Origin of the sequence: Mesorhizobium sp. B2-7-3 (assembly GCF_006440715.1) — a bacterium.
Taxonomy (GTDB): domain Bacteria; phylum Pseudomonadota; class Alphaproteobacteria; order Rhizobiales; family Rhizobiaceae; genus Mesorhizobium; species Mesorhizobium australicum.
On the sequence record NZ_VFTY01000004.1, the window covers coordinates 122208 to 143862 of the forward strand.

19 protein-coding genes are annotated in these 21655 nt (G+C 62.8%); 5 read left to right on the plus strand and 14 right to left on the minus strand.

Annotated elements, in window-relative coordinates; genetic code table 11:
• Window positions 1-200 precede the first annotated feature (200 nt).
• The 4 genes from fabA (at window position 201) to FJW04_RS10795 (ending at window position 4508) form a co-directional block, all read left to right on the plus strand.
• On the plus strand, window positions 201-719 hold the full coding sequence (gene fabA, locus FJW04_RS10780; RefSeq protein WP_127276870.1) for a 3-hydroxyacyl-[acyl-carrier-protein] dehydratase FabA: 519 nt from the start codon (window positions 201-203) through the stop codon (window positions 717-719).
• A 49-nt stretch (window positions 720-768) separates the two neighbouring features.
• Window positions 769-1989: a beta-ketoacyl-ACP synthase I gene (fabB, locus tag FJW04_RS10785; protein WP_015313997.1), complete on the plus strand. Its 1221-nt coding sequence runs from the start codon at window positions 769-771 to the stop codon at window positions 1987-1989.
• A 31-nt stretch (window positions 1990-2020) separates the two neighbouring features.
• The gene (gene fabI, locus FJW04_RS10790; RefSeq protein ID WP_140660650.1) at window positions 2021-2833 is read left to right on the plus strand and encodes an enoyl-ACP reductase FabI; all 813 of its coding nucleotides are present in this window, start codon (window positions 2021-2023) and stop codon (window positions 2831-2833) included.
• A 130-nt stretch (window positions 2834-2963) separates the two neighbouring features.
• The gene (locus FJW04_RS10795; RefSeq protein WP_140714036.1) at window positions 2964-4508 is read left to right on the plus strand and encodes a bifunctional diguanylate cyclase/phosphodiesterase; all 1545 of its coding nucleotides are present in this window, start codon (window positions 2964-2966) and stop codon (window positions 4506-4508) included.
• Between the two features lie 116 nt (window positions 4509-4624).
• On the opposite strand, the gene FJW04_RS10800 is transcribed toward FJW04_RS10795, so the two are convergent.
• The 10 genes from FJW04_RS10800 to rimP all read right to left on the minus strand — a co-directional run bounded on the left by FJW04_RS10800 (window position 4625) and on the right by rimP (window position 16813).
• A complete protein-coding gene (locus FJW04_RS10800) occupies window positions 4625-5635 on the minus strand; it encodes a class I SAM-dependent methyltransferase (RefSeq protein ID WP_140714038.1) in 1011 nt (336 codons plus the stop codon).
• A gap of 69 nt (window positions 5636-5704) precedes the next feature.
• Window positions 5705-7852, minus strand: a complete 2148-nt coding sequence (pnp, locus tag FJW04_RS10805) for a polyribonucleotide nucleotidyltransferase (protein ID WP_015314001.1) — start codon at window positions 7850-7852, stop codon at window positions 5705-5707.
• A gap of 277 nt (window positions 7853-8129) precedes the next feature.
• Window positions 8130-8399 carry a 30S ribosomal protein S15 gene (rpsO, locus tag FJW04_RS10810; protein ID WP_015314002.1) on the minus strand — a complete coding sequence of 90 codons (270 nt, stop codon included), beginning with the start codon at window positions 8397-8399 and terminating at the stop codon, window positions 8130-8132.
• 181 nt (window positions 8400-8580) lie between these two features.
• Window positions 8581-9675 carry a magnesium/cobalt transporter CorA gene (corA, locus tag FJW04_RS10815; RefSeq protein WP_140660647.1) on the minus strand — a complete coding sequence of 365 codons (1095 nt, stop codon included), beginning with the start codon at window positions 9673-9675 and terminating at the stop codon, window positions 8581-8583.
• A gap of 52 nt (window positions 9676-9727) precedes the next feature.
• The gene (gene truB, locus FJW04_RS10820) at window positions 9728-10708 is read right to left on the minus strand and encodes a tRNA pseudouridine(55) synthase TruB (protein ID WP_015314004.1); all 981 of its coding nucleotides are present in this window, start codon (window positions 10706-10708) and stop codon (window positions 9728-9730) included.
• Window positions 10708-11118, minus strand: a complete 411-nt coding sequence (rbfA, locus tag FJW04_RS10825) for a 30S ribosome-binding factor RbfA (RefSeq protein WP_015314005.1) — start codon at window positions 11116-11118, stop codon at window positions 10708-10710. The genes truB and rbfA overlap by 1 nt, the downstream gene beginning before the upstream one ends.
• A 140-nt stretch (window positions 11119-11258) precedes the next feature.
• Window positions 11259-13835, minus strand: coding sequence for a translation initiation factor IF-2 (gene infB, locus FJW04_RS10830; protein ID WP_015314006.1), 2577 nt, complete (start codon window positions 13833-13835; stop codon window positions 11259-11261).
• Window positions 13832-14482 (minus strand): RNA-binding protein, encoded by a 651-nt coding sequence (locus FJW04_RS10835; RefSeq protein WP_140714040.1) that lies wholly within the window; start codon window positions 14480-14482, stop codon window positions 13832-13834. Before FJW04_RS10835 ends, infB begins: the two co-directional genes overlap by 4 nt.
• A 38-nt stretch (window positions 14483-14520) precedes the next feature.
• Window positions 14521-16116 (minus strand): transcription termination factor NusA, encoded by a 1596-nt coding sequence (gene nusA / locus FJW04_RS10840; RefSeq protein WP_015314008.1) that lies wholly within the window; start codon window positions 16114-16116, stop codon window positions 14521-14523.
• Between the two features lie 49 nt (window positions 16117-16165).
• The gene (gene rimP / locus FJW04_RS10845) at window positions 16166-16813 is read right to left on the minus strand and encodes a ribosome maturation factor RimP (RefSeq protein WP_140614778.1); all 648 of its coding nucleotides are present in this window, start codon (window positions 16811-16813) and stop codon (window positions 16166-16168) included.
• Window positions 16814-17098: 285 nt separating this feature from the next.
• Between rimP and FJW04_RS10850 the strand changes: the two genes are divergently transcribed.
• Window positions 17099-17263, plus strand: coding sequence for a hypothetical protein (locus FJW04_RS10850; RefSeq protein ID WP_140714042.1), 165 nt, complete (start codon window positions 17099-17101; stop codon window positions 17261-17263).
• 52 nt (window positions 17264-17315) lie between these two features.
• Here the strand turns inward: FJW04_RS10850 and FJW04_RS10855 are convergent, their stop codons facing one another.
• From FJW04_RS10855 to lnt, 4 genes are all read right to left on the minus strand, one after another.
• Window positions 17316-18017: a tRNA (guanosine(46)-N(7))-methyltransferase TrmB gene (locus FJW04_RS10855; RefSeq protein WP_140714044.1), complete on the minus strand. Its 702-nt coding sequence runs from the start codon at window positions 18015-18017 to the stop codon at window positions 17316-17318.
• Window positions 18018-18044: 27 nt separating this feature from the next.
• On the minus strand, window positions 18045-19310 hold the full coding sequence (metK, locus tag FJW04_RS10860) for a methionine adenosyltransferase (protein WP_015314012.1): 1266 nt from the start codon (window positions 19308-19310) through the stop codon (window positions 18045-18047).
• Window positions 19311-19478: 168 nt separating this feature from the next.
• The gene (locus FJW04_RS10865) at window positions 19479-19898 is read right to left on the minus strand and encodes a helix-turn-helix transcriptional regulator (RefSeq protein WP_127279029.1); all 420 of its coding nucleotides are present in this window, start codon (window positions 19896-19898) and stop codon (window positions 19479-19481) included.
• A gap of 138 nt (window positions 19899-20036) precedes the next feature.
• A complete protein-coding gene (gene lnt / locus FJW04_RS10870) occupies window positions 20037-21629 on the minus strand; it encodes an apolipoprotein N-acyltransferase (protein ID WP_140714046.1) in 1593 nt (530 codons plus the stop codon).
• Window positions 21630-21655 lie beyond the last annotated feature (26 nt).

Consider the following 21655-nt stretch of genomic DNA (forward strand, 5'->3'; position numbering starts at 1 on the left):
AATGGCAAAAAAATGAATGTCTGCCGGAACCGGACCCCTGTTGACATATATTCTGTCGCCCGAATGCGATCAATAGCGCGCATTGACCCGGGCAGACTGGCGGGTTAAGCGCAAACGCCGGTTTCCGGCCTGAAACAGATTGTGTTAGGACACCAACGACAAGGGCGCGCTACCGCCCGGACGATATGGGGACGAAATTGATGGCGGGTTCGAAATCCAGCTACGACTACGAAGAATTGCTGGCCTGCGCTCGTGGCGAGCTGTTCGGAGAGGGCAATGCCCAGTTGCCCTACCCGCCGATGCTGATGTTCGACCGCATCACCGAGGTCAGCGAGACCGGCGGCGCCTTCGACAAGGGTTTCATTCGCGCGGAATTCGATATCAAGCCCGACCTGTGGTTCTTTGCCTGCCATTTCATAGGCAATCCGATCATGCCGGGCTGTCTCGGCCTTGACGCCCTGTGGCAATTGACCGGCTTCTATCTCGGCTGGCTTGGCGAACCCGGCAAGGGAATGGCGCTGTCGACCGGAGAGGTCAAGTTCAAGGGCATGGTCACGCCATCGGTCAAGAAGGTCGAGTACGGCGTTGATTTCAAGCGTGTGATGCGCGGCCGGCTGGTGCTCGGCATCGCCGATGGCTGGATGAAGGCGGATGGCGAGCCCATATATGCGGCGACGGACCTGAAGGTCGGTCTGTCCAAGCAGTCGGCGGTCGCTTGACCGCAGCCCTGGCCCGCGCATTGGCCAGCATCCCTGGAAGGAGTTGCGAATGAGACGTGTCGTAGTCACAGGCCTCGGCATCGTGTCGTCGATCGGCAACAATGCCAACGAGGTGCAGACCTCGCTGCATGACGCCAGATCCGGCATCAGCTTTTCCGATTCCTTTGCCGAACATGGCTTCCGGTGCCAGGTCTGGGGCGCGCCGACGCTCGATCCTTCGGCGATGATCGACCGCCGCGCGATGCGATTCCTGAGCCAGGGCGCGGCGTGGAATCACGTCGCCATGGACCAGGCGATCGCGGATGCCGGCCTCGACGAGAGCGACATCACCAACGAGCGCACCGGCATCGTCATGGGTTCGGGCGGCCCCTCCACGCGCACCATCGTCGAGGCGGCCGAAACCACGCTCAAGAACGGCAGCCCCAAGCGCATCGGTCCCTTCGCGGTGCCGAAGGCGATGTCGTCGACGGCCTCGGCAACCTTGGCCACATGGTTCAAGATCCATGGCGTCAACTATTCGATCTCCTCGGCCTGCTCGACCTCGGCGCATTGCATCGGCAATGGCTACGAGCTGATCCAGTGGGGCAAGCAGGACATGGTCTTTGCCGGCGGCCACGAGGATCTTGACTGGACGATGTCGGACTTGTTCGACGCCATGGGCGCCATGTCGTCGAAGTTCAACGACAGGGCCTCGACCGCATCGCGCGCCTACGACGCCAATCGCGACGGCTTCGTCATAGCCGGCGGCGCCGGCGTGCTGGTGCTGGAAGAGCTGGAGCACGCCAAGGCGCGCGGCGCCAAGATCTACGCGGAGATCGTCGGCTACGGCGCCACTTCGGACGGTTTCGACATGGTTGCGCCCTCGGGCGAAGGCGCGGTCCGCTGCATGCGCCAGGCGCTGGCGACGGTTTCCACGCCGGTCGACTACATCAACACGCACGGCACCTCGACGCCGGTCGGCGATTCCAAGGAAATGGGCGCCATCCGTGAAGTGTTCGGCGAGAAGATGCCGTTCATCACGTCGACGAAGTCGCTGACCGGCCATTCTCTGGGCGCGGCGGGCGTGCAGGAATCCATCTATTCGATCCTGATGATGCAAGGCGGCTTCATCGGCGAAAGCGCCCATATCGAGACGCTAGATCCGGAATTCGAGGGCATGCCGATCGTACGCAAGCGCATCGACAACGCAGGGATCGACACCGTTCTGTCGAACTCCTTCGGTTTCGGCGGCACCAACGCGACGCTCGTTTTCCAGCGCTACTCCGCATAAGGCCAAGTTTTTCATATAAGGATTGCCGGCCATGGACGGATTGATGAAGGGCAAGCGCGGGCTTGTCATGGGTGTTGCCAACGATCATTCGATCGCCTGGGGCATTGCCCGGAAATTGTCCGAACAGGGGGCGGAACTGGCCTTCACCTACCAGGGCGAGGCTTTTGGCCGCCGGGTCAAGCCGCTCGCCGACAAGCTCGGCGCTTCGCTGGTCGTTCCCTGCGACGTCGAGGACAGCGCTTCGGTCGCCGCCACGTTCGAGACGCTTGGCAAGGCGTGGGGCGGACTGGACTTCGTCGTCCATGCCATCGGCTTTTCCGACAAGAACGAGTTGAAAGGCCTCTATGCCGATACCAGCCGGGACAATTTCGTCCGCACCATGGTGATCTCCTGCTATTCCTTCACCGAGGTGGCGCGCAATGCCGCGCCCCTGATGACCGCCGGCGGCTCGATGATCACGCTGACCTATGCCGGCTCGGTCCGCGTCATGCCGAACTATAATGTCATGGGCGTCGCCAAGGCCGGCCTGGAGGCCAGCGTGCGCTACCTCGCCAACGACTACGGTCCGCGCGGCATCCGGGTCAACGGCATCTCGGCCGGTCCGGTGCGTACACTGGCCGGCGCCGGCATTTCGGACGCCCGCCACATGTTCTCCTACCAGCAGCGGAACTCGCCGCTGCGCCGGACGGTGACGATCGACGAGGTCGGCGGCTCCGCGCTGTATCTCCTGTCCGACCTTGCTTCCGGCGTCACAGGCGAAATCCACTATGTCGATTCCGGCTACCATATCGTGTCGATGCCGACCCTCGATGAGTTGAAGCAGACGGATGGCGGTCGCGACTGACGAGCGGCCCCGGTCACGCGGGTCTTTTGCCAGTAAAGAAAATAATCCTCTCCAGTAAAATTGGATTCATTCGCGGAAACTCATTTTAAGAAGGTTTCCGCTATAAAGCTTCCCATCTGGGGACCTTTTCATGCCTGCCGCCATCAACCCGAAGCGAACACCCGTGTTCCGACTGCTCACGATAGCAAGTTCGGGCATTGGCAGTTTCGTCATCGGAATCTGGGGGCTGAAGCACGGTCTCGGCGACGGATTTGCCGGCATTTCGGCTGATATGATGGTGTCGATCATGGCCGCGCTTTGTGCGCTGGCCGCATCGGTGGCGGCAATGTCCTTCTTTGCTGGTGTCGATGAATCAGCGGATTTCGTCTTCAACGAAACCCATTTCGACAAGCTGACCGGACTGCTGGCCCGCCCGGCGATGGTCGGCAAGATCGCCGAGGCGGCATGCGCGACAAGCCGCACCGGGGAACCGATGTTCCTGATCGACATCGACATCGACCGGTTCAAGCAGATCAACGATGCAATCGGCTACACTCACGGTGACGAACTGATCCGCGCCTTCACCAAGCGGCTGCGCGACTGCGTGCCGGCGCGCGCACTGATCGGGCGGATCGGGGCCGGCGAGTTCGCGGTGCTGCTTCCCGATCACCAGATCCAGGGGACCCTGGAAAGCATGGTCGAGAGGCTCATCGACGAGCTGATGGAGCCGTATGAACTCAGCACCCACCAGCAATCGGTGAGCCTGTCGGTGGGCATCGTGGCGATGCCCAAGGATGGGATCGATCCGGTCCTCATCCTGCGCCGTTCCAACCTGGCGCTGCAGAATGCGCGCGCCAGCGGGGTTGGCAACTGGTCGGTCTTCAACAGCGATATGGGGCGGGTGGCCGACCATCGCCAATGGGTCGAGTCCGAACTGCACAATGCGTTCGAGCGCGGCGATTTCGACCTGCATTATCAGCCGCAGCTCGACCTTCCGACCGGCCGCATCGTCGGCTACGAGGCGTTGATCCGGTGGCAGCATCCCGAACGCGGCATGATCCCTCCGATGGAGTTTATCCAGATCGCCGAGGAGACCGGCATGATCAATCCGATCGGCGAATGGGTGCTGCGCAAGGCCTGCAGCGATGCCCGCCATCTGCCGGACGACTGTTTCGTCGCCGTCAACATCTCGCCGGTCCAGTTCATGACCAAGGATTTCGTCGGCCTTGTGCGCGACACGATGCGGAGCACCGGCATCAAGCCGTCACGGCTGGAACTGGAAGTCACCGAGACGGCGATGATGCAGGACCGCGACCGCGCGGCCGCCATCCTGAAAGAACTCGCCGAGATGGGGATCTCGGTCGCCGTCGATGATTTCGGCACCGGCTATTCCAACCTCAGCTATCTGATCGACTTCTCATTCGGCAAGCTGAAGATCGACCGCTCCTTCGTCAGCCGTATCGATACCGATGCGAGCTCCGGCGCGGTCGTGTCGACCATTGTCGGGCTTTCCCGGGCGCTTGGCGTCAGCATCATTGCCGAGGGCGTCGAGACCGAGAACCAGGCGACACTGCTGCGGGCAGCTGGTTGCGAAGTGGTGCAGGGCTATCTGTTCGGCCGGCCGGCGCCGCTCAAATTCAGCGCTGGTGACAGGCACGCCACCGACGAAGTCCGGCGCGTCGCCAATCTACACTGACCTACAACATGTCGCGGCAATAGGATTCGCCCGACCTGCTGTAAGCTTCCGATTTATGGATGGCGTTGTCCCCGAACCGATGACACTTCCGGGCGACACGCATTAAATGCATCGCGTCAGCGCCGTGCGACAAACACCTTGAACATGCCGTCGCGGGCAAGCTCGGCGTGGCTGGCAAAGGCGGCCGACAGCACCGGCTCGTAGGGAAGCTGGCGGTTGGCGACCATGAACAGGCGCCCACCGGGCTTCAAGGCCTTGGCCGCGGCGCGGATCATGCCGACGCCGATCTCGGGCTCGGCCGCACGGCTGCGGTGGAAGGGTGGGTTCATTGCGATGACGTCGTAGCGGCGCTCGACAGGCTCGGCCAGCAGATCCGTCCAGAAGAAGCCCTGCGCCACGGTGTTGGCAAGGTTGCCCCTGGCGGCCTCCAGCGCATCGAAATCGGCTTCGTAAAGATCGAGGGCCGACAAGCCCGGACAGCGGGCAGCCATCTCGGCCGCCACATAGCCCCAGCCGGCGCAGAAATCGGCCGCGGTGCCACGCAAATCACCGGGCAGATTGTCGACCAGCAGTTTCGAACCGGCATCGACGCGGTCGAAGGAGAACATGCCGGGTGCGGTGCGGAACCGGTCCTCAACAAGCAAGTCGGGATTGGCGGCGCGAAGCGCGGCGGCGGCTTGCACATCAACCGGACGACGCAGCCAGAAGGCAATGCCGTGATATTTTGGCATGTGGCTATCAAGGAGAACAAGATCGCCGACGCGCTTACGCAGGCTTGCGATGCCATCCTCCTTGCCACCGGCAATGACGATCAATCCGCCCTCCGCCACCCGCTCGAGAGCCTCGGCGATGCGCAGTTCGTTTTCGCCGCGATGGCGGCCGGCGAGCACAAGCACTGCATCGAAATCCTCACCAGCCGATCGCGGCGTGACCGTGAAGCCAACCGCCTGCAAAGCGCGGAAATACGGGCGAAAGCCCTGTACGAGATGCAGCGTAGCCTCGAAGCCTTGTGGCAAGCGCAGGCCGGGTTCGGCGCCAAGGAAGAGAATGCGCTCGTCCCTGCCCGGCGGGGAAAGAGCCTCGGCCTCGAATGGATGAAAAAGCGTCTTCAACGCTTCAGCGGACATGGCCGTGCTCCATAAACAAAAGCGGGCGCGACATAAGCCGCGCCCGCTTCGATTTTTCCGTCAGAGGCCTCAGGCGGCGTTTTCTTCGCCTTCGGTCTTCTTGTCGCGGGCGATTTCCTTGCCGGTGGCCTGGTCGACGACCTTCATCGACAGGCGGACCTTGCCGCGCTCGTCGAAGCCCATCAGCTTGACCCAGACCTTGTCGCCTTCCTTGACGACGTCCGAGGTCTTGGCGACCCGGTCGTTGGCAAGCTGCGAGATGTGGACGAGGCCGTCACGCGGACCGAAGAAGTTGACGAAGGCGCCGAAGTCGGCGGTCTTGACGACCGTGCCTTCGTAGATCTCGCCGACTTCCGGCTCGGCGACGATGGTGTGGATCCACTTCTTCGCCGCCTCGATCTCCTTGGCGTTCGACGAAGCGATCTTGACCGTGCCGTCGTCCTCGATGTTGATCTTGGCGCCGGTCTTCTCGACGATCTCGCGGATGACCTTGCCGCCCGAACCGATGACGTCGCGGATCTTGTCGGTCGGGATGTGCATGACCTCGATGCGCGGCGCGAACTCGCCGAGTTCAGGGCGGGCGCCGGTCAGGGCATGGGACATCTCGCCGAGGATATGCAGGCGACCGTCCTTGGCCTGGCCAAGGGCGATCTTCATGATCTCCTCGGTGATGCCGTCGATCTTGATGTCCATCTGCAGCGAGGTGATGCCGCCTTCGGTGCCGGCAACCTTGAAGTCCATGTCGCCGAGGTGATCCTCGTCGCCCAAGATGTCGGAGAGCACGGCAAAGCGCTCGCCTTCCTTGATCAGGCCCATGGCGATACCGGCCACCGGCTTGGCCAGCGGCACGCCGGCATCCATCAGCGCCAGCGAGGTGCCGCAGACGGTAGCCATCGAGGACGAGCCGTTGGACTCGGTGATCTCCGAGACCACGCGCAGCGTGTAGGGGAACTGGTCGGCGGAGGGCAGCATCGGACGGATGGCGCGCCAGGCGAGCTTGCCATGGCCGATTTCGCGGCGGCCCGGCGAACCCATGCGGCCCGTCTCACCGACGGAGTAGGGAGGGAAGTTGTAGTGAAGGAGGAACTTCTCCTTGTACATGCCGGTCAAGGAATCGACGTACTGCTCATCCTCGCCGGTGCCGAGCGTGGCAACCACCAGCGCCTGGGTCTCGCCGCGGGTGAACAGCGCCGAACCATGGGTGCGCGGCAGGACGCCGACTTCGGAGACGATCTTGCGAACCGTGCTCAAATCGCGGCCATCGATGCGCGCGCCAGTGTCGAGGATGTTCCAGCGAACGACCTTCGCCTGCAATTCCTTGAATACCGAGCCGATCTGTTCGGAGGTGTACTTTGCGTCCTCGCCTTCAGCCGGGGCAAACGCGGCCTTGACCTTCGCCTTGACGGCGTCGACGGCGGCGTAGCGCTTCTGCTTGTCGACGTTCTTGTAGGCATTGCTGAGCTCGTCGCCGACGATCTTCAACATCTCGGCCTCAAGCGCGGAATAATCCGGCGCGGTGAAGTCGCGCGGCTCCTTGGCGGCAACTTCCGCCAGCTTGATGATGGCGTCGATGACCGGCTGGAAACCCTTGTGGCCGAACATGACAGCGCCGAGCATCAGCTCTTCGCCGAGTTCCTTGGCTTCCGACTCGACCATCAGCACGGCATCGGTGGTGCCGGCGACGATGAGGTCGAGCTTGGACTCCTGCATCTCGTCGACATGCGGGTTCAGCACATATTCGCCATTGATGTAGCCGACGCGCGCGCCGCCGATCGGGCCCATGAAGGGAACGCCCGACAGGGTCAGGGCCGCCGAGGTGGCGACGATCGACAGGATGTCCGGGTCATTTTCGAGATCGTGCTGGACGACGGTGACGACGATCTGCGTGTCGTTCTTGTAGCCGGCGGCGAAGAGCGGGCGGATCGGGCGGTCGATGAGACGGGAAACCAGCGTTTCCTTCTCGCTCGGACGGCCTTCGCGCTTGAAATAGCCGCCCGGGATCTTGCCGGCGGCATAGGTCTTTTCCTGGTAATTGACGGTCAGCGGAAAGAAGTCGAGACCGGGCTTGGGCTCCTTCATCGAAACGACGGTGGCGAGAACCTTGGTCTCGCCGTAGGTGGCGAGCACCGCGCCGTCGGCCTGGCGCGCGATCTTGCCGGTCTCCAGGATGAGCGGACGACCGCCCCATTCGATTTCCACTTTGTGGTGATTGAACATGTCTTGTCCTTAATAAGCGGAAAGGGCCGCGCCGTTTCACGGTGCGCGGATGCCCTTTGCCTGGCTTCCTTTCTCGGGCAGCCACGGGCAAGACAACGGGAAGCTCGGGTGATTTAGGCGCGACAAGCGCGCGAGCGTCCTGCAATCCTGCCCCATGACCGTCCATGGGCGGTTTCGAGCGGCCCTTTGCACGTTCGAAACCGGGTCTGGCCAGCCTGTGCGACTGGCAGAATGCGCGACCGGCGGGCTCTCCGAAGAAAGCCCGCCGGTCAATTCGTCAACGGCGCAGACCGAGCTTCTCGATCAGTGTCTGATAGCGCGAGTCGTCCTTGCGCTTGAGATAATCAAGCAGGCTGCGGCGCTGGGACACGAGAGCGAGCAGACCACGGCGGGAATGGTTATCCTTCTTGTGGTCCTTGAAATGGTCGGTCAGGTTCTTGATGCGCTCGGAAAGGATGGCCACCTGGACTTCCGGAGACCCGGTATCGCCCTTGGCGGTTGCGAATTCACCCATCAATTCCTGTTTGCGCTCGGCAGTAATCGACATCGTGTTTTTCCTTATCTGTTTGAGGAAACGGGTCGCCCACAGCCGGGATGTCGTCCAGCAGGGGCCGTGCATGCAAAGCGTCAAGGCGCTATGCTGCGGCGCATATAGTGCAATTCCCAGAAAAACACCAGCCCAATTCACAAGCCGGCTTTTGAGGCTCAAATGACAGGTTTAAACCCGGTCAAAGCCATTTCTTCCATTTGAAGAATGCAATCAGCCCGACAGCGACGGCAGCCATGAACAGCAGAGACAAGGGATAGCCGTAGTACGCCTTCAGCTCCGGCATATTCCATGGCGAGCTGGCGGGGTCGAAGTTCATGCCCCAGATGCCGACCAGGAAGGTGAGCGGCATGAAGATGACCGAAACGATGGTGAGATAGGAGATGACATCGTTGGTGCGGGCCTGGCTCAGCGACAGATGCATTTCGATCAGGCCGGTCAGCATGTCGCGCTGGGTCTCGACCAGCTCTATCAGCCTGAGCGAATGGTCGAGCGTGTCGTTGAGGAAGACCTTGGTCTCGGCTGTGACATAGGCCACGTCGTTGCGGATCAGCGTTGCCAGGGCATCGCGCATGGGCCACAGCACGCCTTTCAAAACATTGGCATCGCGCCGCAATTCGTGCAGCTGCCGCATCTGGTGCTTGTGCGTCGAATGCAGCATCTGGTCCTCAATGCTGTCGACCAGGTCGCCGGCAGCCTCGATCGGCGGAAAATAGCTGTCGACGATGGCGTCGATCAGCGCATAGGCGAGATAGTCGGCGCCGCGCGTGCGCAACCGGTTGGGGGCCGAACTCTCGATGCGCTTGCGCACCGGATCGAACGGATCGCCCTCGCGCTCCTGGAAGGTGACGACGAAGTTCTCGCCGAGGAAGAGAGCGATCTGCTCATAGCGATGCGACGTGACATCGTCGATCATGCGCATGACGACGAAGGCGTGATCCTCGAAGAAGTCGACTTTCGGCCGCTGGCCGGTGTTGACGACATCCTCCAGCGCCAGCGGATGCAGGCTGAAGATGCGGCCGATCTCCTCGATCAATTGGATGTTGGCAAGGCCGGTGCAGTCGAGCCAGATGACGGGCCATTTCCGGCAACTGACCTCGACGTCGTCGATGCTGGCGTTCTCGATGGTCTTGAACTTCTGCGGCGAGATCAAGGTCAGCCGCAGTTCGGAGCGCCGCGCCGCCGGATCGGCGATCAGCGTGCCGGGCGAGGCGCCAACCGGAGGCCGTCTCGTCTTCACCGGCGCCCGTTTTTTCACCACCTCGGCCTTTGCCATGCCACCACCCGTCGAACCTGCTTGTCCTATACCGCCATGGCGATCAGACCGATCACCCGGCAAAGACCCGCTTGGGCTTGAACATGCCTTGCTCGATAGCGCCGATGGCGACGAGCTTGCCGCGCGCCGTCGCACAGGCTTCTTCCGCCTCCACCGGCGCGTCACGGCCACGAATGATGACCGGATTGCCGAGGCGGATCTTGGTCGCGGCATCGTCGCTGATCGCGATCTGCGGCAGGCAGTCGAGCGCCGCCGAGGTGTCGACGAGAAGCCCGTCGATGGCGCCGAAATCGATAGGCATCTCCACTGCGTCCGCGGCATCTGCCTCCGGATCCGGTTTATCGTCACCTTGCGCGCCGAAGCGCGCGGCCTCGAGTTCGGCGATGGTGACGAAGTCCTCTGGCGTAAACGGCTCGACCTCGACCCGGCGCAGTTCGCTGATATGGCCGAAGCAGCCGAGGTCGCGGCCCATGTCGCGGGCCAGCGAACGCACATAAGTGCCCTTGCCGCATTCGACCTCGAAAATCGTCTGGTCCGGCTTGTGCTCGACAATGTCGAGCCGGCCGATCTCGATCTCGCGCGGCGGTATGTCGACCGTCTCGCCTTCGCGGGCGAGGTCGTAGGCGCGTTCACCCGCGATCTTGATCGCGGAAAATTGCGGTGGCGTCTGCATAATGACGCCGGTGTATTTCGGCAGCAACACCCGGATATCGGCTTCCGATGGACGCTGATCGGCCTCTTTCGTCACCGGACCTTCGAGGTCATCGGTCGACCGCTCCTGTCCCCAGGCAACGGTGAAACGATAGATCTTGGCGCCGTCCTGCACGTAGGGCACGGTCTTGGTGGCCTCGCCGAGCGCGATCGGCAGCATGCCGGAGGCAAGAGGGTCGAGCGTGCCGGCATGGCCGGCCTTTTCGGCCTGGAACAGCCATTTGATCTTGGAGACGGCCTCGGTCGAGCCCATACCGACCGGCTTGTCCAGCACCACCCAGCCGGAGACCGGCCGGCCCTTCTTCTTGCCGCGACGCCCCATTATTCTTCTTCCTTGTTGTCGTCGCTATCCAGGTCGCGTGCCACTTCGGGTGACTTCAGCAGGTCGTTGATCCTGGCGAAATTGTCGAAGGACGTATCCAGCCGGAAACGGAACTCCGGCATGTACTTCATCTGCCGGAGCGCGCCGGAGACGCGGCCGCGCACGAACTTGGCATGCTTGTTCAGCGCTTCGATCACCGCGTCGGTATCCTTTGCGCCGAGCGGAGAAACGAAGGCTGTGGCGATCTTGAGATCCGGCGACATCCGCACTTCCGACACCGAAACGACGGTATTTTCAATCAACGGGTCGATGATGTCCCCGCGCTGCAGGGTTTCCGAGAGCGCATGGCGCACCTGTTCACCGACGCGCAACATGCGCTGGGATGGGCTTGATGTGGTGGAACGGGGCATTTTTCTCGATCCTGAAAGCGTGAGGCGCGGGATGGGACCGTGCCGCATGTCTCAAATGATTATTCTCAACAGGCTTGTGGTCAACAGGCTTGGGGCGGCGGTCTTTCGACCACCGCCCGATATCGACAAGTCACTCGACCTCAGAGTGTGCGGGTCACCATCTCGACGCGGAAGCACTCGATGACGTCGCCGACGCGCATGTCCTCGTAGTTCTGGAAGGCCATGCCGCACTCCTGGCCGCCCGGGACTTCCGAAACTTCGTCCTTGAAGCGCTTCAGGGTCTTCAGCGTGCCTTCGTGGATGACGACGTTGTCGCGGATCAAGCGTACGCCCGCACCACGCTCGACCTTGCCTTCGGTGACACGGCAGCCGGCGATCTTGCCGACCTTGGTGATGTCGAAGATTTCGAGGATCTCGGCATTGCCGATGAAGGTCTCGCGACGCTCCGGCGAGAGCAGGCCCGACAGAGCCGCCTTCACGTCATCCACGAGGTTGTAGATGATCGAATAATAGCGGATCTCGATGCCCGCGGCCGCGGCCGCGGCACGTGCCTGCACATTGGCGCGAACGTTGAAGCCGATGATCGCCGCGCCAGACGTTTCCGCCAGCGAGACGTCGCTTTCGGTGATGGCGCCGGCGCCGGAATGAACGATGCGCGCACGAACCTCGTCGGTCCCAAGCTTGTCGAGCGCGGCATTGATCGCCTCGATCGAACCCTGCACGTCGCCCTTGATGACCAGCGGGAATTCCTTCAGCCCGCTCGTCTGCAACTGCGACATCATCTGTTCGAGCGAGCCGCGCTGGCCGGCATGCCTGGCCACCGCCTTCTCGCGCGCCAGACGCTGGCGATATTCGGTGATCTCGCGGGCACGGGCCTCGTTGTTGACCACGGCGAAGCGGTCGCCAGCCTGCGGCGTTCCCTGAAGGCCGAGCACCTCGACCGGCATCGCCGGCGGTGCTTCCTTGATCTGCTCGCCGCGATCGTTGACCAGAGCGCGCACGCGGCCCCACTCATTGCCGGCGACGAGGATGTCGCCCGGCATCAAGGTGCCGGTCTGCACCAGAACGGTGGCGACGGGACCACGGCCCTTATCGAGCTGCGCCTCGATGACGACGCCCTCGGCGGTACGGTCGGGGTTGGCCTTGAGGTCGAGGATTTCGGCCTGCAGCAGGATCGCCTCGAGCAGCTTGTCGAGATTGGTGCCCTTGGTCGCCGACACTTCGACGTCCAGCACTTCACCGCCCATGGATTCGACGAAGACCTCATGGCGCAACAGTTCGGAACGCACCTTCTGCGGATCGGCGTCGTGCTTGTCGATCTTGTTGATCGCCACGATGATCGGAACGCCGGCCGCCTTGGCGTGGCTGATCGATTCGATCGTCTGCGGCATGACGCTGTCGTCGGCCGCGACCACCAGGATGGCGATGTCGGTCGCCTGGGCGCCACGGGCGCGCATCGCCGTGAAAGCGGCGTGGCCGGGCGTGTCGATGAAGGTGATCTTCTGACCGTTCTTCTCGACCTGATAGGCGCCGATATGCTGGGTGATGCCGCCGGCCTCGCCGGAAACGACATTGGCATTGCGGATCGCATCGAGCAGCGAGGTCTTGCCGTGGTCGACGTGGCCCATGATGGTCACGACCGGCGGACGCGACACCAGGTCCTCGGCATTGTCGGCGATGTTGAACAGGCCTTCCTCGATGTCGGACTCGGCAACGCGGCGGACCGTATGACCGAATTCGGTGGCGACCAGCTCGGCCGTGTCGGCGTCGATGACGTCGCCTGGCTTCAGGATCTGGCCCTGCTTCATGAAATACTTGACCAGGTCGACAGCACGCTCCGACATGCGCTGCGCCAGTTCCTGGATGGTGATGGTCTCGGGCAGGATCACTTCGCGCATGACCTTCTCGCGCGGCTCGTTGTGCATCGCGCGCTTGAATTTTTCCTGGCGGCGACGCATCGACGACAGCGAACGAGCCCGGGCATCCTCGTCGGACAGCGCGGAGTTCAGTGTCAGCTTGCCACGGCGGCGGTCTTCCTCGCTCTTGGTGGGCTTTGCCGGGCGCGCCACTTCGGGCGTGACCAGGCGGCGCACCGGTGCGCCGGCGGTCGCCCGCTTCGGCTTGACCTCTTCCTCCTCGTCGGCGGTCGCCAACTCGGCGGCTTGCGGTGCGCGGCGGCGCGCCTCTTCCTCGGCGCGGCGGCGCGATTCGGCCTCGGTCTGCAACCGTGCCTCTTCCTCGGCCTGGCGGCGCGCCGAATCCTCACGTTCGCGCTTGCGGCGCTCTTCGTCCTCGGCGCGGCGCTTGGCGTCCTCAGCGGCCCGCTGACGGTCTTCGACCTCGCGGACCTTCGAGCCCTCGAGCGCCCTGCGGCGCGCTTCCATCTCGCTGCGCGACAATTCGTTCAGCACCATGCCGCTGCGCTCGACCGGAGCCGGCGGCGGAGGTGGCGCCTTGGGCGCTTCCTGGACGACAGGTGCCGCCACGACCGCCGGCTTCGGCGTGAAGACGGGCGCAGGCGGAGCCGCGGCCGGCTCCGGCTTGTCGCCGGGCAGCGAGAACTTGCGCTTCTTAGTCTCGACCACGACCGACTTGGTACGGCCGTGCGAGAAGTTCTGGCGCACGGTGCCCTGTTCCATGCCGGGGCGCTTCAGCGTCAAGGTCTTCTTCGGTGTAACACTCAACGTCTTGTCGTCGCCCGATTTCGTATCGCTCATTCCATATCCTCTGCGGCATCATCTTCGTCAGCAACGGCCGCAAGCATTGCAAGATCGTCCGGGGTACCGCCCCGATATCGGTCGAGCGCAACCATGCGCTTCTGGACCGCCTTACCCGCGTCTCCCGCGAGGACGGCAGCATGTATCACATTTGTACCCCCCAATGCCAAGCTCAACTCGGCCTCGGAGAAAAGTTTGTAGGCAAGGATGGAGGGGCCGCCGATATGGACGGTCGCCCGCCGCGCCTGGCTGATCTTGCGCACGCCATCCTCGGACGCTTCGGTCGCGTGGAGCACGAAAAGCGCCAGTCCGCCGCGCACCGCGCTCTCGACCTTGGTGGCGCCTAGCGAAATCGAGCCTGCCTTGCGGGCAAGACCCAGCATACCGAGGGCGGATCTGGAAAGCAGCCCGTCGACCATGCCGCCGAGATCGGGCGGCACGACCACCTGTGCCTTGAAGGCGCGGGCAAAAAGGTTCTTGGCCGCCGCCTTGTCGATATGTAGGCGGTCCGCACTCACCCAGCAACCACGGCCGGGCAGATTTCTCTTGAGATCGGGAACGACGGCCGAATCCGGGCCGACGACGAACCGGATCAGTTCATCCGGTTCGGCCTGTTTGCGGGTGACGATGCAGGTGCGATCGTTCATCTCGTCCAAGGGCGGGTTGTGTGCGATGCGGTTTCACCTCACGCACCAACGGCTTCGTCGGCCGTTTCTTCTTCGGCCGCAAGCTCGTCTTCGGTGATCCAGCCGGCCTTGAGGCGAGCGGCCAGAACCATCTGCTCGGCATCGGCGCGCGAAACGCCGTGATTGGCCAGCACGCCGGGATAGACCTTGGTCTCGCCGTCCTTGCGTTCCTTCCAGCCGGTGAGGTCGTCGGCGGCATAGCCGGCGAAATCCTCGATCGTCTTCACGCCATCCTCGCCGAGCGTCACCATCATGGCGGTGGTGACGCCGGGGAGTTCGCGCAGATCATCCGAAACGCCCAGCGCCTTGCGCTTCTCGTCGTGCTCGGCCTCGATCTTCTCCAGATATTCGCGGGCGCGGGTCTGGATTTCCGAGGCTGTATCCTCATCGAAGCCGTCGATCGAGGCGATCTCGCCGGCATCGACATAGGCGACTTCCTCGACGCTGGTGAAGCCTTCCGAGGCCAGCACCTGGCCGACCATCTCGTCGACATCGAGGGCTTCCATGAACAGCGCCGAGCGCTCGACGAATTCCTTCTGGCGGCGCTCGGATTCCTCGGCCTCGGTCAGGATGTCGATGTCCCAGCCGGTGAGCTGCGAGGCAAGGCGCACATTCTGGCCGCGGCGGCCGATGGCCAGCGACAGCTGATCGTCGGGAACCACCACTTCGATACGCTCCGCATCCTCGTCGAGCACGACCTTGGCGACTTCCGCCGGCTGCAGCGCATTGACGATGAAGGAGGCCGCCGAAGGCGACCACGGAATTATGTCGATCTTCTCGCCCTGCAATTCGCCGACGACGGCCTGGACGCGGCTGCCGCGCATACCGACGCAGGCGCCGACCGGATCGATCGAGCTGTCACGCGAAATGACGGCGATCTTGGCGCGCGAGCCCGGGTCGCGGGCGACCGACTTGATCTCGATGATGCCGTCATAGATCTCCGGCACTTCCATGGTGAAGAGTTTGGCCATGAACTGCGGATGGGTGCGCGACAGGAATATCTGCGGGCCGCGCTGCTCGCGCCGCACGTCGTAGACATAGGCACGCACGCGATCGCCATATTTGTAGTTTTCGCGCGGGATCAGCTCGTCGCGGCGGATGATCGCCTCGCCACGGCCGAGATCGACGATGACGTTCCCATATTCGACGCGCTTGACCGTGCCGTTGACGATCTCGCCGATGCGGTCCTTGTATTCGTCATACTGGCGGTCACGCTCGGCCTCGCGCACCTTCTGCACGATGACCTGCTTGGCAGACTGGGCGGCGATGCGGCCGAAATCCATCGGCGGCAGCAGTTCGGCGATGAAATCGCCAAGCTGGGCGTCGGGATTGCGCTCGCGTGCCGAGGAAATGGCGATCTGGGTGGCGTAATCGTCGACCTTCTCGACCACTTCCATCAGCCGCTGCAGCTTCATCTCACCGGTGTTCGGGTTGATGTCGGCGCGAATGTTGGTCTCCTGGCCATAACGCGAACGCGCCGCCTTCTGGATCGCATCGGCCATGGCGGCGATGACGATCGACTTGTCGATCGACTTCTCACGCGCGACCGCATCGGCGATCTGCAGCAGTTCAAGTCTGTTGGCGCTTACAACCATGTTCTTTCTCCCGAGCCTGTTCGCCGGACCTTTGCGCCCGGCAGCTCAATCAAATTTCCTGTTCGTGTTCTTCCGTGGCGTCCGGTTCCGTACCCTCGGACACATCGTCGTCCGGTTCACCGCGGCGTCTCTTGGCTTCCTTGCGCTCCCTGTTGTCCTTGGACAACGCTTCGCGAATGAGGTCGTCGGTCAGGATCAGCCTGACATCGGCAATGGCATCGTAGGGCACGCGCACTGTCGGCTCCTCGCCATAGGCCGCCTTGTCGCGCTCGATCAGCACGTCGTTCTCACCGGCTTCGGCGATCTTGCCCTTGAAGCGCTTGCGGTCGGCGACGACGACCGATGTTTCCATCTTCACCAGATGACCGGTCCAGGTCACGAAATCCGATTTGCGCACCAGAGGCCGGTCGATGCCGGGCGAAGAGACTTCGAGGTGATAGGCCTTTTCGATCGGATCATCGACGTCGAGCGCCGGCGACACCGCGCGGCTGACCTCTTCGCAATCCTCGACGGTCATGGTGCCGTCCTCACGCTCGGCCATGATCTGCAGCGTCAGCCCGTTCTGGCCGGACAGATGCACGCGCACGAGGCGAAAGCCGATGCCGCGCAGCACCGGCTGGACGATCAGCGCAATGCGCGCATCGATGCCGCTTTCGCGGATGATGCGATCGTCACCTTCGTTTGCCGTTCCAGTCATCGTTGCCTATCGTTGGTCTCGAACCTATCGGCAGGTAATAAAAAAGAGCGGGACCGGGTGGACCCACTCTTCGTCATACCGACCAAGAATTTGAGGCTGATATAAACGAACACGGTTCGTGTTTCAAGTCCGCAGTCCCGGCCGGACGAAAGCCTGTGGGTTCAGGGTTGTTCCAGGCGCATGGCCGCCATGCGGCAATCCGCCTGTGAGAGCCGGCGGCGCGCTCTTATTTGTTAGCCATCAAACGAATTGAATTGGCGCGCTGGCGCGCGAAAGGACAAGACCATGAGCAACCGCAGGATATTCTCCGCCTTGGGCGATCTGTTCACCTCATTCGGCAGCGCCGTTGCCGCGTCTCGCGCCGTGGAAGCAGGGCGCAAGCCCAGAGCCGACGACCTGCGAAACCTCGGTATGGATCCGGCCGTATTCAACAGGATCGGTCGTTTCTGACTCCAACAGGCATTCGACCCCGTCCTCCCGGCAGGTTGTCGGTTGGGCGGACCTAGGTCCTGACGAAAGTCAGATAGGCCGGCCGGCGCCCCTCGCGAATGGCCTTTGCCTCATAGCGCGTGCCGGGCCAGCCCTCATAGGAGCGATGCCAGTCCGCCGCTTCCGCAGCCTGCCATGCGAAAGCGCCATGCGCCCGGCAATGCAGCAAGGTCCAGTTCACATAAGTGTCGATGTCGGACGCAAAGCGGAATTTCGAGCCGGGTTTCAGGACGCGTGCGAAACGATCGAGATTGACCGGACTGACGAAACGCCGCTTCCAGTGTTTTTTCTTCGGCCAGGGATCGGGATAGAGAAGATCGATGCCGTCGAGCGAGGCCGGCGGCAACCAGTCAAGCAACTGGGTGGCGTCGTCGTCGTAGACCCTGAGATTGGCCAGCGGCGCTGCCCGCACCGCCATCATCATCTTGGCCATGCCGTTGACGAAGGGCTCGACGCCTATGAAGCCTGTCGCGGGCGCCTCGATGGCGCGATGCAGGAGATGTTCACCGCCGCCAAAGCCGATCTCGAGCCGAACCGCCGAAACCTCTGCTTCAAACAGGACGCGCAGGTCCGGTGGTGCCTCGGCCGTCAGATCGAGCCGGTATTTGCCAAGCCCGCTTTCCAGCGCCGCAGCCTGCTGCGGGCGCACGGGCTTGCCGCGCCGACGACCGAAGAAGGCTTCGGTCATGCGGCTTGGCCTGTCCGCGTCACTCATCGACTGGCGCCAGTCCTGCCGCCGCCCTCAGGCCGCGACAGCATCCTTGAGCGCTTTGGCCAGATCGGTCCTTTCCCAGGAGAAAGACCCGTCACGGCCAGCCTTGCGGCCGAAATGGCCGTAAGACGACGTCTTGGCGTAGATCGGCTTGTTGAGGTCGAGATGACGGCGGATGCCTGACGGCGACAGGTCCATCACGCTGCGCAGCGCGTCCTCGAGCTTTGCCTCGTCGACCTTGCCGGTGCCGTGCAGGTCGACATAGACCGATAGCGGCTGGGCGACACCGATGGCGTAGGAAAGCTGGATGGTGCAGCGATCGGCGAGCTTCGCCGCCACGACATTCTTGGCCAGGTAGCGCGCCGCATAGGCAGCCGACCGGTCGACCTTGGTGGTATCTTTGCCGGAAAAGGCGCCGCCGCCATGGGGGGCTGCGCCGCCATAGGTGTCGACGATGATCTTGCGGCCGGTCAGGCCTGCATCGCCATCCGGACCGCCGATGACGAACTTGCCGGTCGGGTTGATGTACCACATGCAATCGTCAGCGATCTTGAGGTCGCCCAATGCCTCGCGGATATAAGGTTCCACCACCTTGCGGACCTTCTTGGAATCCCAGCTTGAATCCAGATGCTGGGTCGACAGGACGATCTGCGTCGCCTCGGCGGCCTTGCCGTCGACATAGCGGACGGTGACCTGGCTTTTCGCGTCCGGCCCGAGCTTGCCGGCCTCACCGTTGTTTTCGTGGCGGGCCGCTGCCAGCAGTTCGAGAATCTTGTGGCTGTAGTAGATCGGCGCCGGCATCAGGTCCGGCGTCTCGCGGCAGGCATAGCCGAACATGATGCCCTGGTCGCCGGCACCTTCCTCGCCCTGACGGTCGGCCGCATTGTCGACGCCCTGGCCAATATCAGGCGACTGGCCATGCAGCAGGACCTCGATCTTGGCCGTCTTCCAGTGAAAGCCGGCCTGCTCGTAGCCGATCTCACGGATCGCCTTGCGGGCGACGGATTTGAACTTCGCCGGGTTGACGACGGGGTGGCCCGCGGCATCCTTGAGGATGTTGCCGGCCTTGTCCTTCTTCAACAACGTCTCGGGAACGCGCACTTCACCGGCGATGACGACTCGGTTGGTGGTCGCGAGCGTCTCGCAGGCGACACGGACTTTCCATGGGTCCATGCCGGTCTTTTTGGCTTCACGATAGACCAGATCGACGATTTCGTCGGAGATGCGGTCACAGACTTTGTCGGGATGGCCCTCGGCTACGGATTCCGAGGTAAAGAAGTAGTTCTGCCGCGTCACGGGTGTCCCCTCTTGAAAAACGATCGGCAGGCTGCCGATTTTGGCGCGCCACGTGTTAGCGGGGCAAAGCGCTGCTCGTCAAGCGCTGCCGCGGCTCTGGCCTGAATGTCGGAGGCGATATCTTGTGCCACCGGCGGCGCATGCCGCCGGCGCAAAGCGCATTGCGGATCAGTCGAGATCGTCCTCGGCGAGCGATTTCACCAGGTCAATGATCCTGCGGCGTACCTTGACGTCGGCGATCTTGACAAAGGCCCGGTTGAGCTGAAGTCCTTCGGGACTGCCGCAGAACTCGACAGCGAAAGCCATCGAACTATCCTCGGCAAAGCCGCGGTTGGCGGTCAATTCCTGGCCTGGCGCATCCTCGAAAAAGAAGGCGACAGGCACGCCGAGTATGGAGGCAATCGCCTGCAGGCGGCTGGCACCGACGCGATTGGTGCCCTTTTCATATTTCTGGATTTGTTGGAACGTGATGCCGAGATTCTCGCCCAGCTTTTCCTGGCTCATTCCGAGCATATTGCGGCGAAGCCGGACCCGGCTTCCCACGTGAATATCGATGGGATTGGGTTTCTTCTTGTTTTCTTCTGTCATTTTTTCCTCGCCGAATTTTTTCGGCTTTGTGATTTTTTCCTGCCCAAAGAAAGCCGGAGGCGACTGCCCCAACAGAACGATCCACCAGCTTCGAGAAATTTTCAGGCGGTACAGTATGAGTTTCTAATGTGCCAGCTGTCAATTCACCCGTAGCTTTTGCCTTACGTTCAACAGCCCCCCTACAAGCGCAAACAGCAACATGATCAGCATTCCGTTAATGCGCCGCTGGCTGGACGAAATGACCGTCTGTGCGGAAACAGGCACCTTCACATCGATGGCTCCGCGCGCGTCGATCGCAAGGGCGTCGACGACGCGGCCACGGGCGTCGACCACGGCCGAGATGCCGTTGTTGGCAGCACGCAACAAGGGCAATCCATTCTCCACCGCGCGAATCTGGGCCTGCCTGAAATGCTGATACGGTCCCGGCGTGTCGCCGAACCATGCATCGTTGGTAACGTTCACAATAAGCTGCGATGACGTAGCGTCAACTGCCACCAGATCGGGAAAGATCACCTCATAACAGATAAATGGCAGGGCACGAATGCCGCCCGGAAGCGTGATGGCATGACGCCCGTTGCCGGCCGTGAACGTCAGCGGCCCGGCGACGAGCTGTTCGATGCCGAAACGAGCGAGCAGGTCGGCGAAAGGCAGGTACTCGCCGAACGGCACCAGATGAACCTTGTCCACGGCGTCGGCGATCTCGCCCTTGTCGTTGATCGCCACCACGGAGTTGTAGTAGCGGCTGTCGGCGCTGGCCGCCGAGCCGCCCTCCTCACGCACGACGCCGGCGATCAGCATCTGCCCGTCGCCCAGCATGTCGCCCAGCGCCGTCAAGGCGTCAGGGCGCTCCGTGAAAAGGAACGGTACCGAGGTTTCCGGCCAGAGAATCAATTGCGGTTTTTCGTGACCTGGGTCCGGTGCCTTTGCGGAGAGGCCCAGCAAGGTGGCGAAGATGCGGTCGCGCACCGAGGCATCCCATTTTTCCGACAGATCCACGGCCGGCTGGACGATGCGGACATCGAGACTGCGCGTCGCCGGCTTTTCGGGGGCGTTGAGCCTGACATAGCCAAAGCCGACATGGGCGGCGGCGAGCACGACAAACAGCGCGGCGCCCAGCCGAAGATGCCGACGCGCCGCCAGCAGCGCCGGCAGCGCGAAAAGGAAAACCGCGAGCGCGTTCATGCCGATCATGCCGGTCACCGAGACGCTCTGCATCAAAAGCGGCACCGGCATCGCCGCGTAGCCGATGGCGTTCCAGGGGAAACCGGTGAACAGGAAGCCGCGCAGCCACTCCGCCAGCGCAAAACCGGAGGCAAGGGCAGCGATACGGCCGATATCGCTGCTCCACAGGAGCCGCGCGACCACCGTTGCGAAGCCGTAGAAAAATGCGAGCGCGAAGGGAATGCCGACCACCGCGAACGGCAGCGCCCAGGCAAAGTCGTCGGCCTCGACCAGCAGCGCCGAGCCGATCCACCAAAGGCCGGCGAGGAAATAACCGAAGCCGAACCACCAGCCGACGGCGAAAGCCGGCCGCAGGCGCCGCAACAGGCTGCCGGAGGCTTCGCCGGTCGCGCCATCGAGCAGCCAGACCAGCAGCGGAAACGAAATGAAACAGGCGGCAAAGAAATCGTAAGGCGCCTGGCCCAGAACCGTGAGCGCCCCAGCGAAAAACGCCACAAGCGAACGCCGCCAACCCCAAAGCAGAATTATCCGGCCGGCAAGGCGCTCCATGCGTATTTCCGTCGCGCGAATCAGGA

Coding starts and splice junctions, on each gene's coding strand:
- fabB (WP_015313997.1), top strand. CDS start 769: ATGAGACGTGTCGTAGTCACAGGCCTCGGCATCGTGTCGTCGATCGGC.
- fabI (WP_140660650.1), top strand. CDS start 2,021: ATGGACGGATTGATGAAGGGCAAGCGCGGGCTTGTCATGGGTGTTGCC.
- FJW04_RS10850 (WP_140714042.1), top strand. CDS start 17,099: ATGAGCAACCGCAGGATATTCTCCGCCTTGGGCGATCTGTTCACCTCA.
- FJW04_RS10800 (WP_140714038.1), bottom strand. CDS start 5,635: ATGTCCGCTGAAGCGTTGAAGACGCTTTTTCATCCATTCGAGGCCGAG.
- FJW04_RS10835 (WP_140714040.1), bottom strand. CDS start 14,482: ATGAACGATCGCACCTGCATCGTCACCCGCAAACAGGCCGAACCGGAT.
- FJW04_RS10865 (WP_127279029.1), bottom strand. CDS start 19,898: ATGACAGAAGAAAACAAGAAGAAACCCAATCCCATCGATATTCACGTG.
- FJW04_RS10795 (WP_140714036.1), top strand. CDS start 2,964: ATGCCTGCCGCCATCAACCCGAAGCGAACACCCGTGTTCCGACTGCTC.
- lnt (WP_140714046.1), bottom strand. CDS start 21,629: ATGGAGCGCCTTGCCGGCCGGATAATTCTGCTTTGGGGTTGGCGGCGT.
- rpsO (WP_015314002.1), bottom strand. CDS start 8,399: ATGTCGATTACTGCCGAGCGCAAACAGGAATTGATGGGTGAATTCGCA.
- truB (WP_015314004.1), bottom strand. CDS start 10,708: ATGGGGCGTCGCGGCAAGAAGAAGGGCCGGCCGGTCTCCGGCTGGGTG.
- infB (WP_015314006.1), bottom strand. CDS start 13,835: ATGAGCGATACGAAATCGGGCGACGACAAGACGTTGAGTGTTACACCG.
- rbfA (WP_015314005.1), bottom strand. CDS start 11,118: ATGCCCCGTTCCACCACATCAAGCCCATCCCAGCGCATGTTGCGCGTC.
- nusA (WP_015314008.1), bottom strand. CDS start 16,116: ATGGTTGTAAGCGCCAACAGACTTGAACTGCTGCAGATCGCCGATGCG.
- FJW04_RS10855 (WP_140714044.1), bottom strand. CDS start 18,017: ATGAGTGACGCGGACAGGCCAAGCCGCATGACCGAAGCCTTCTTCGGT.
- fabA (WP_127276870.1), top strand. CDS start 201: ATGGCGGGTTCGAAATCCAGCTACGACTACGAAGAATTGCTGGCCTGC.
- corA (WP_140660647.1), bottom strand. CDS start 9,675: ATGGCAAAGGCCGAGGTGGTGAAAAAACGGGCGCCGGTGAAGACGAGA.
- rimP (WP_140614778.1), bottom strand. CDS start 16,813: ATGACTGGAACGGCAAACGAAGGTGACGATCGCATCATCCGCGAAAGC.
- pnp (WP_015314001.1), bottom strand. CDS start 7,852: ATGTTCAATCACCACAAAGTGGAAATCGAATGGGGCGGTCGTCCGCTC.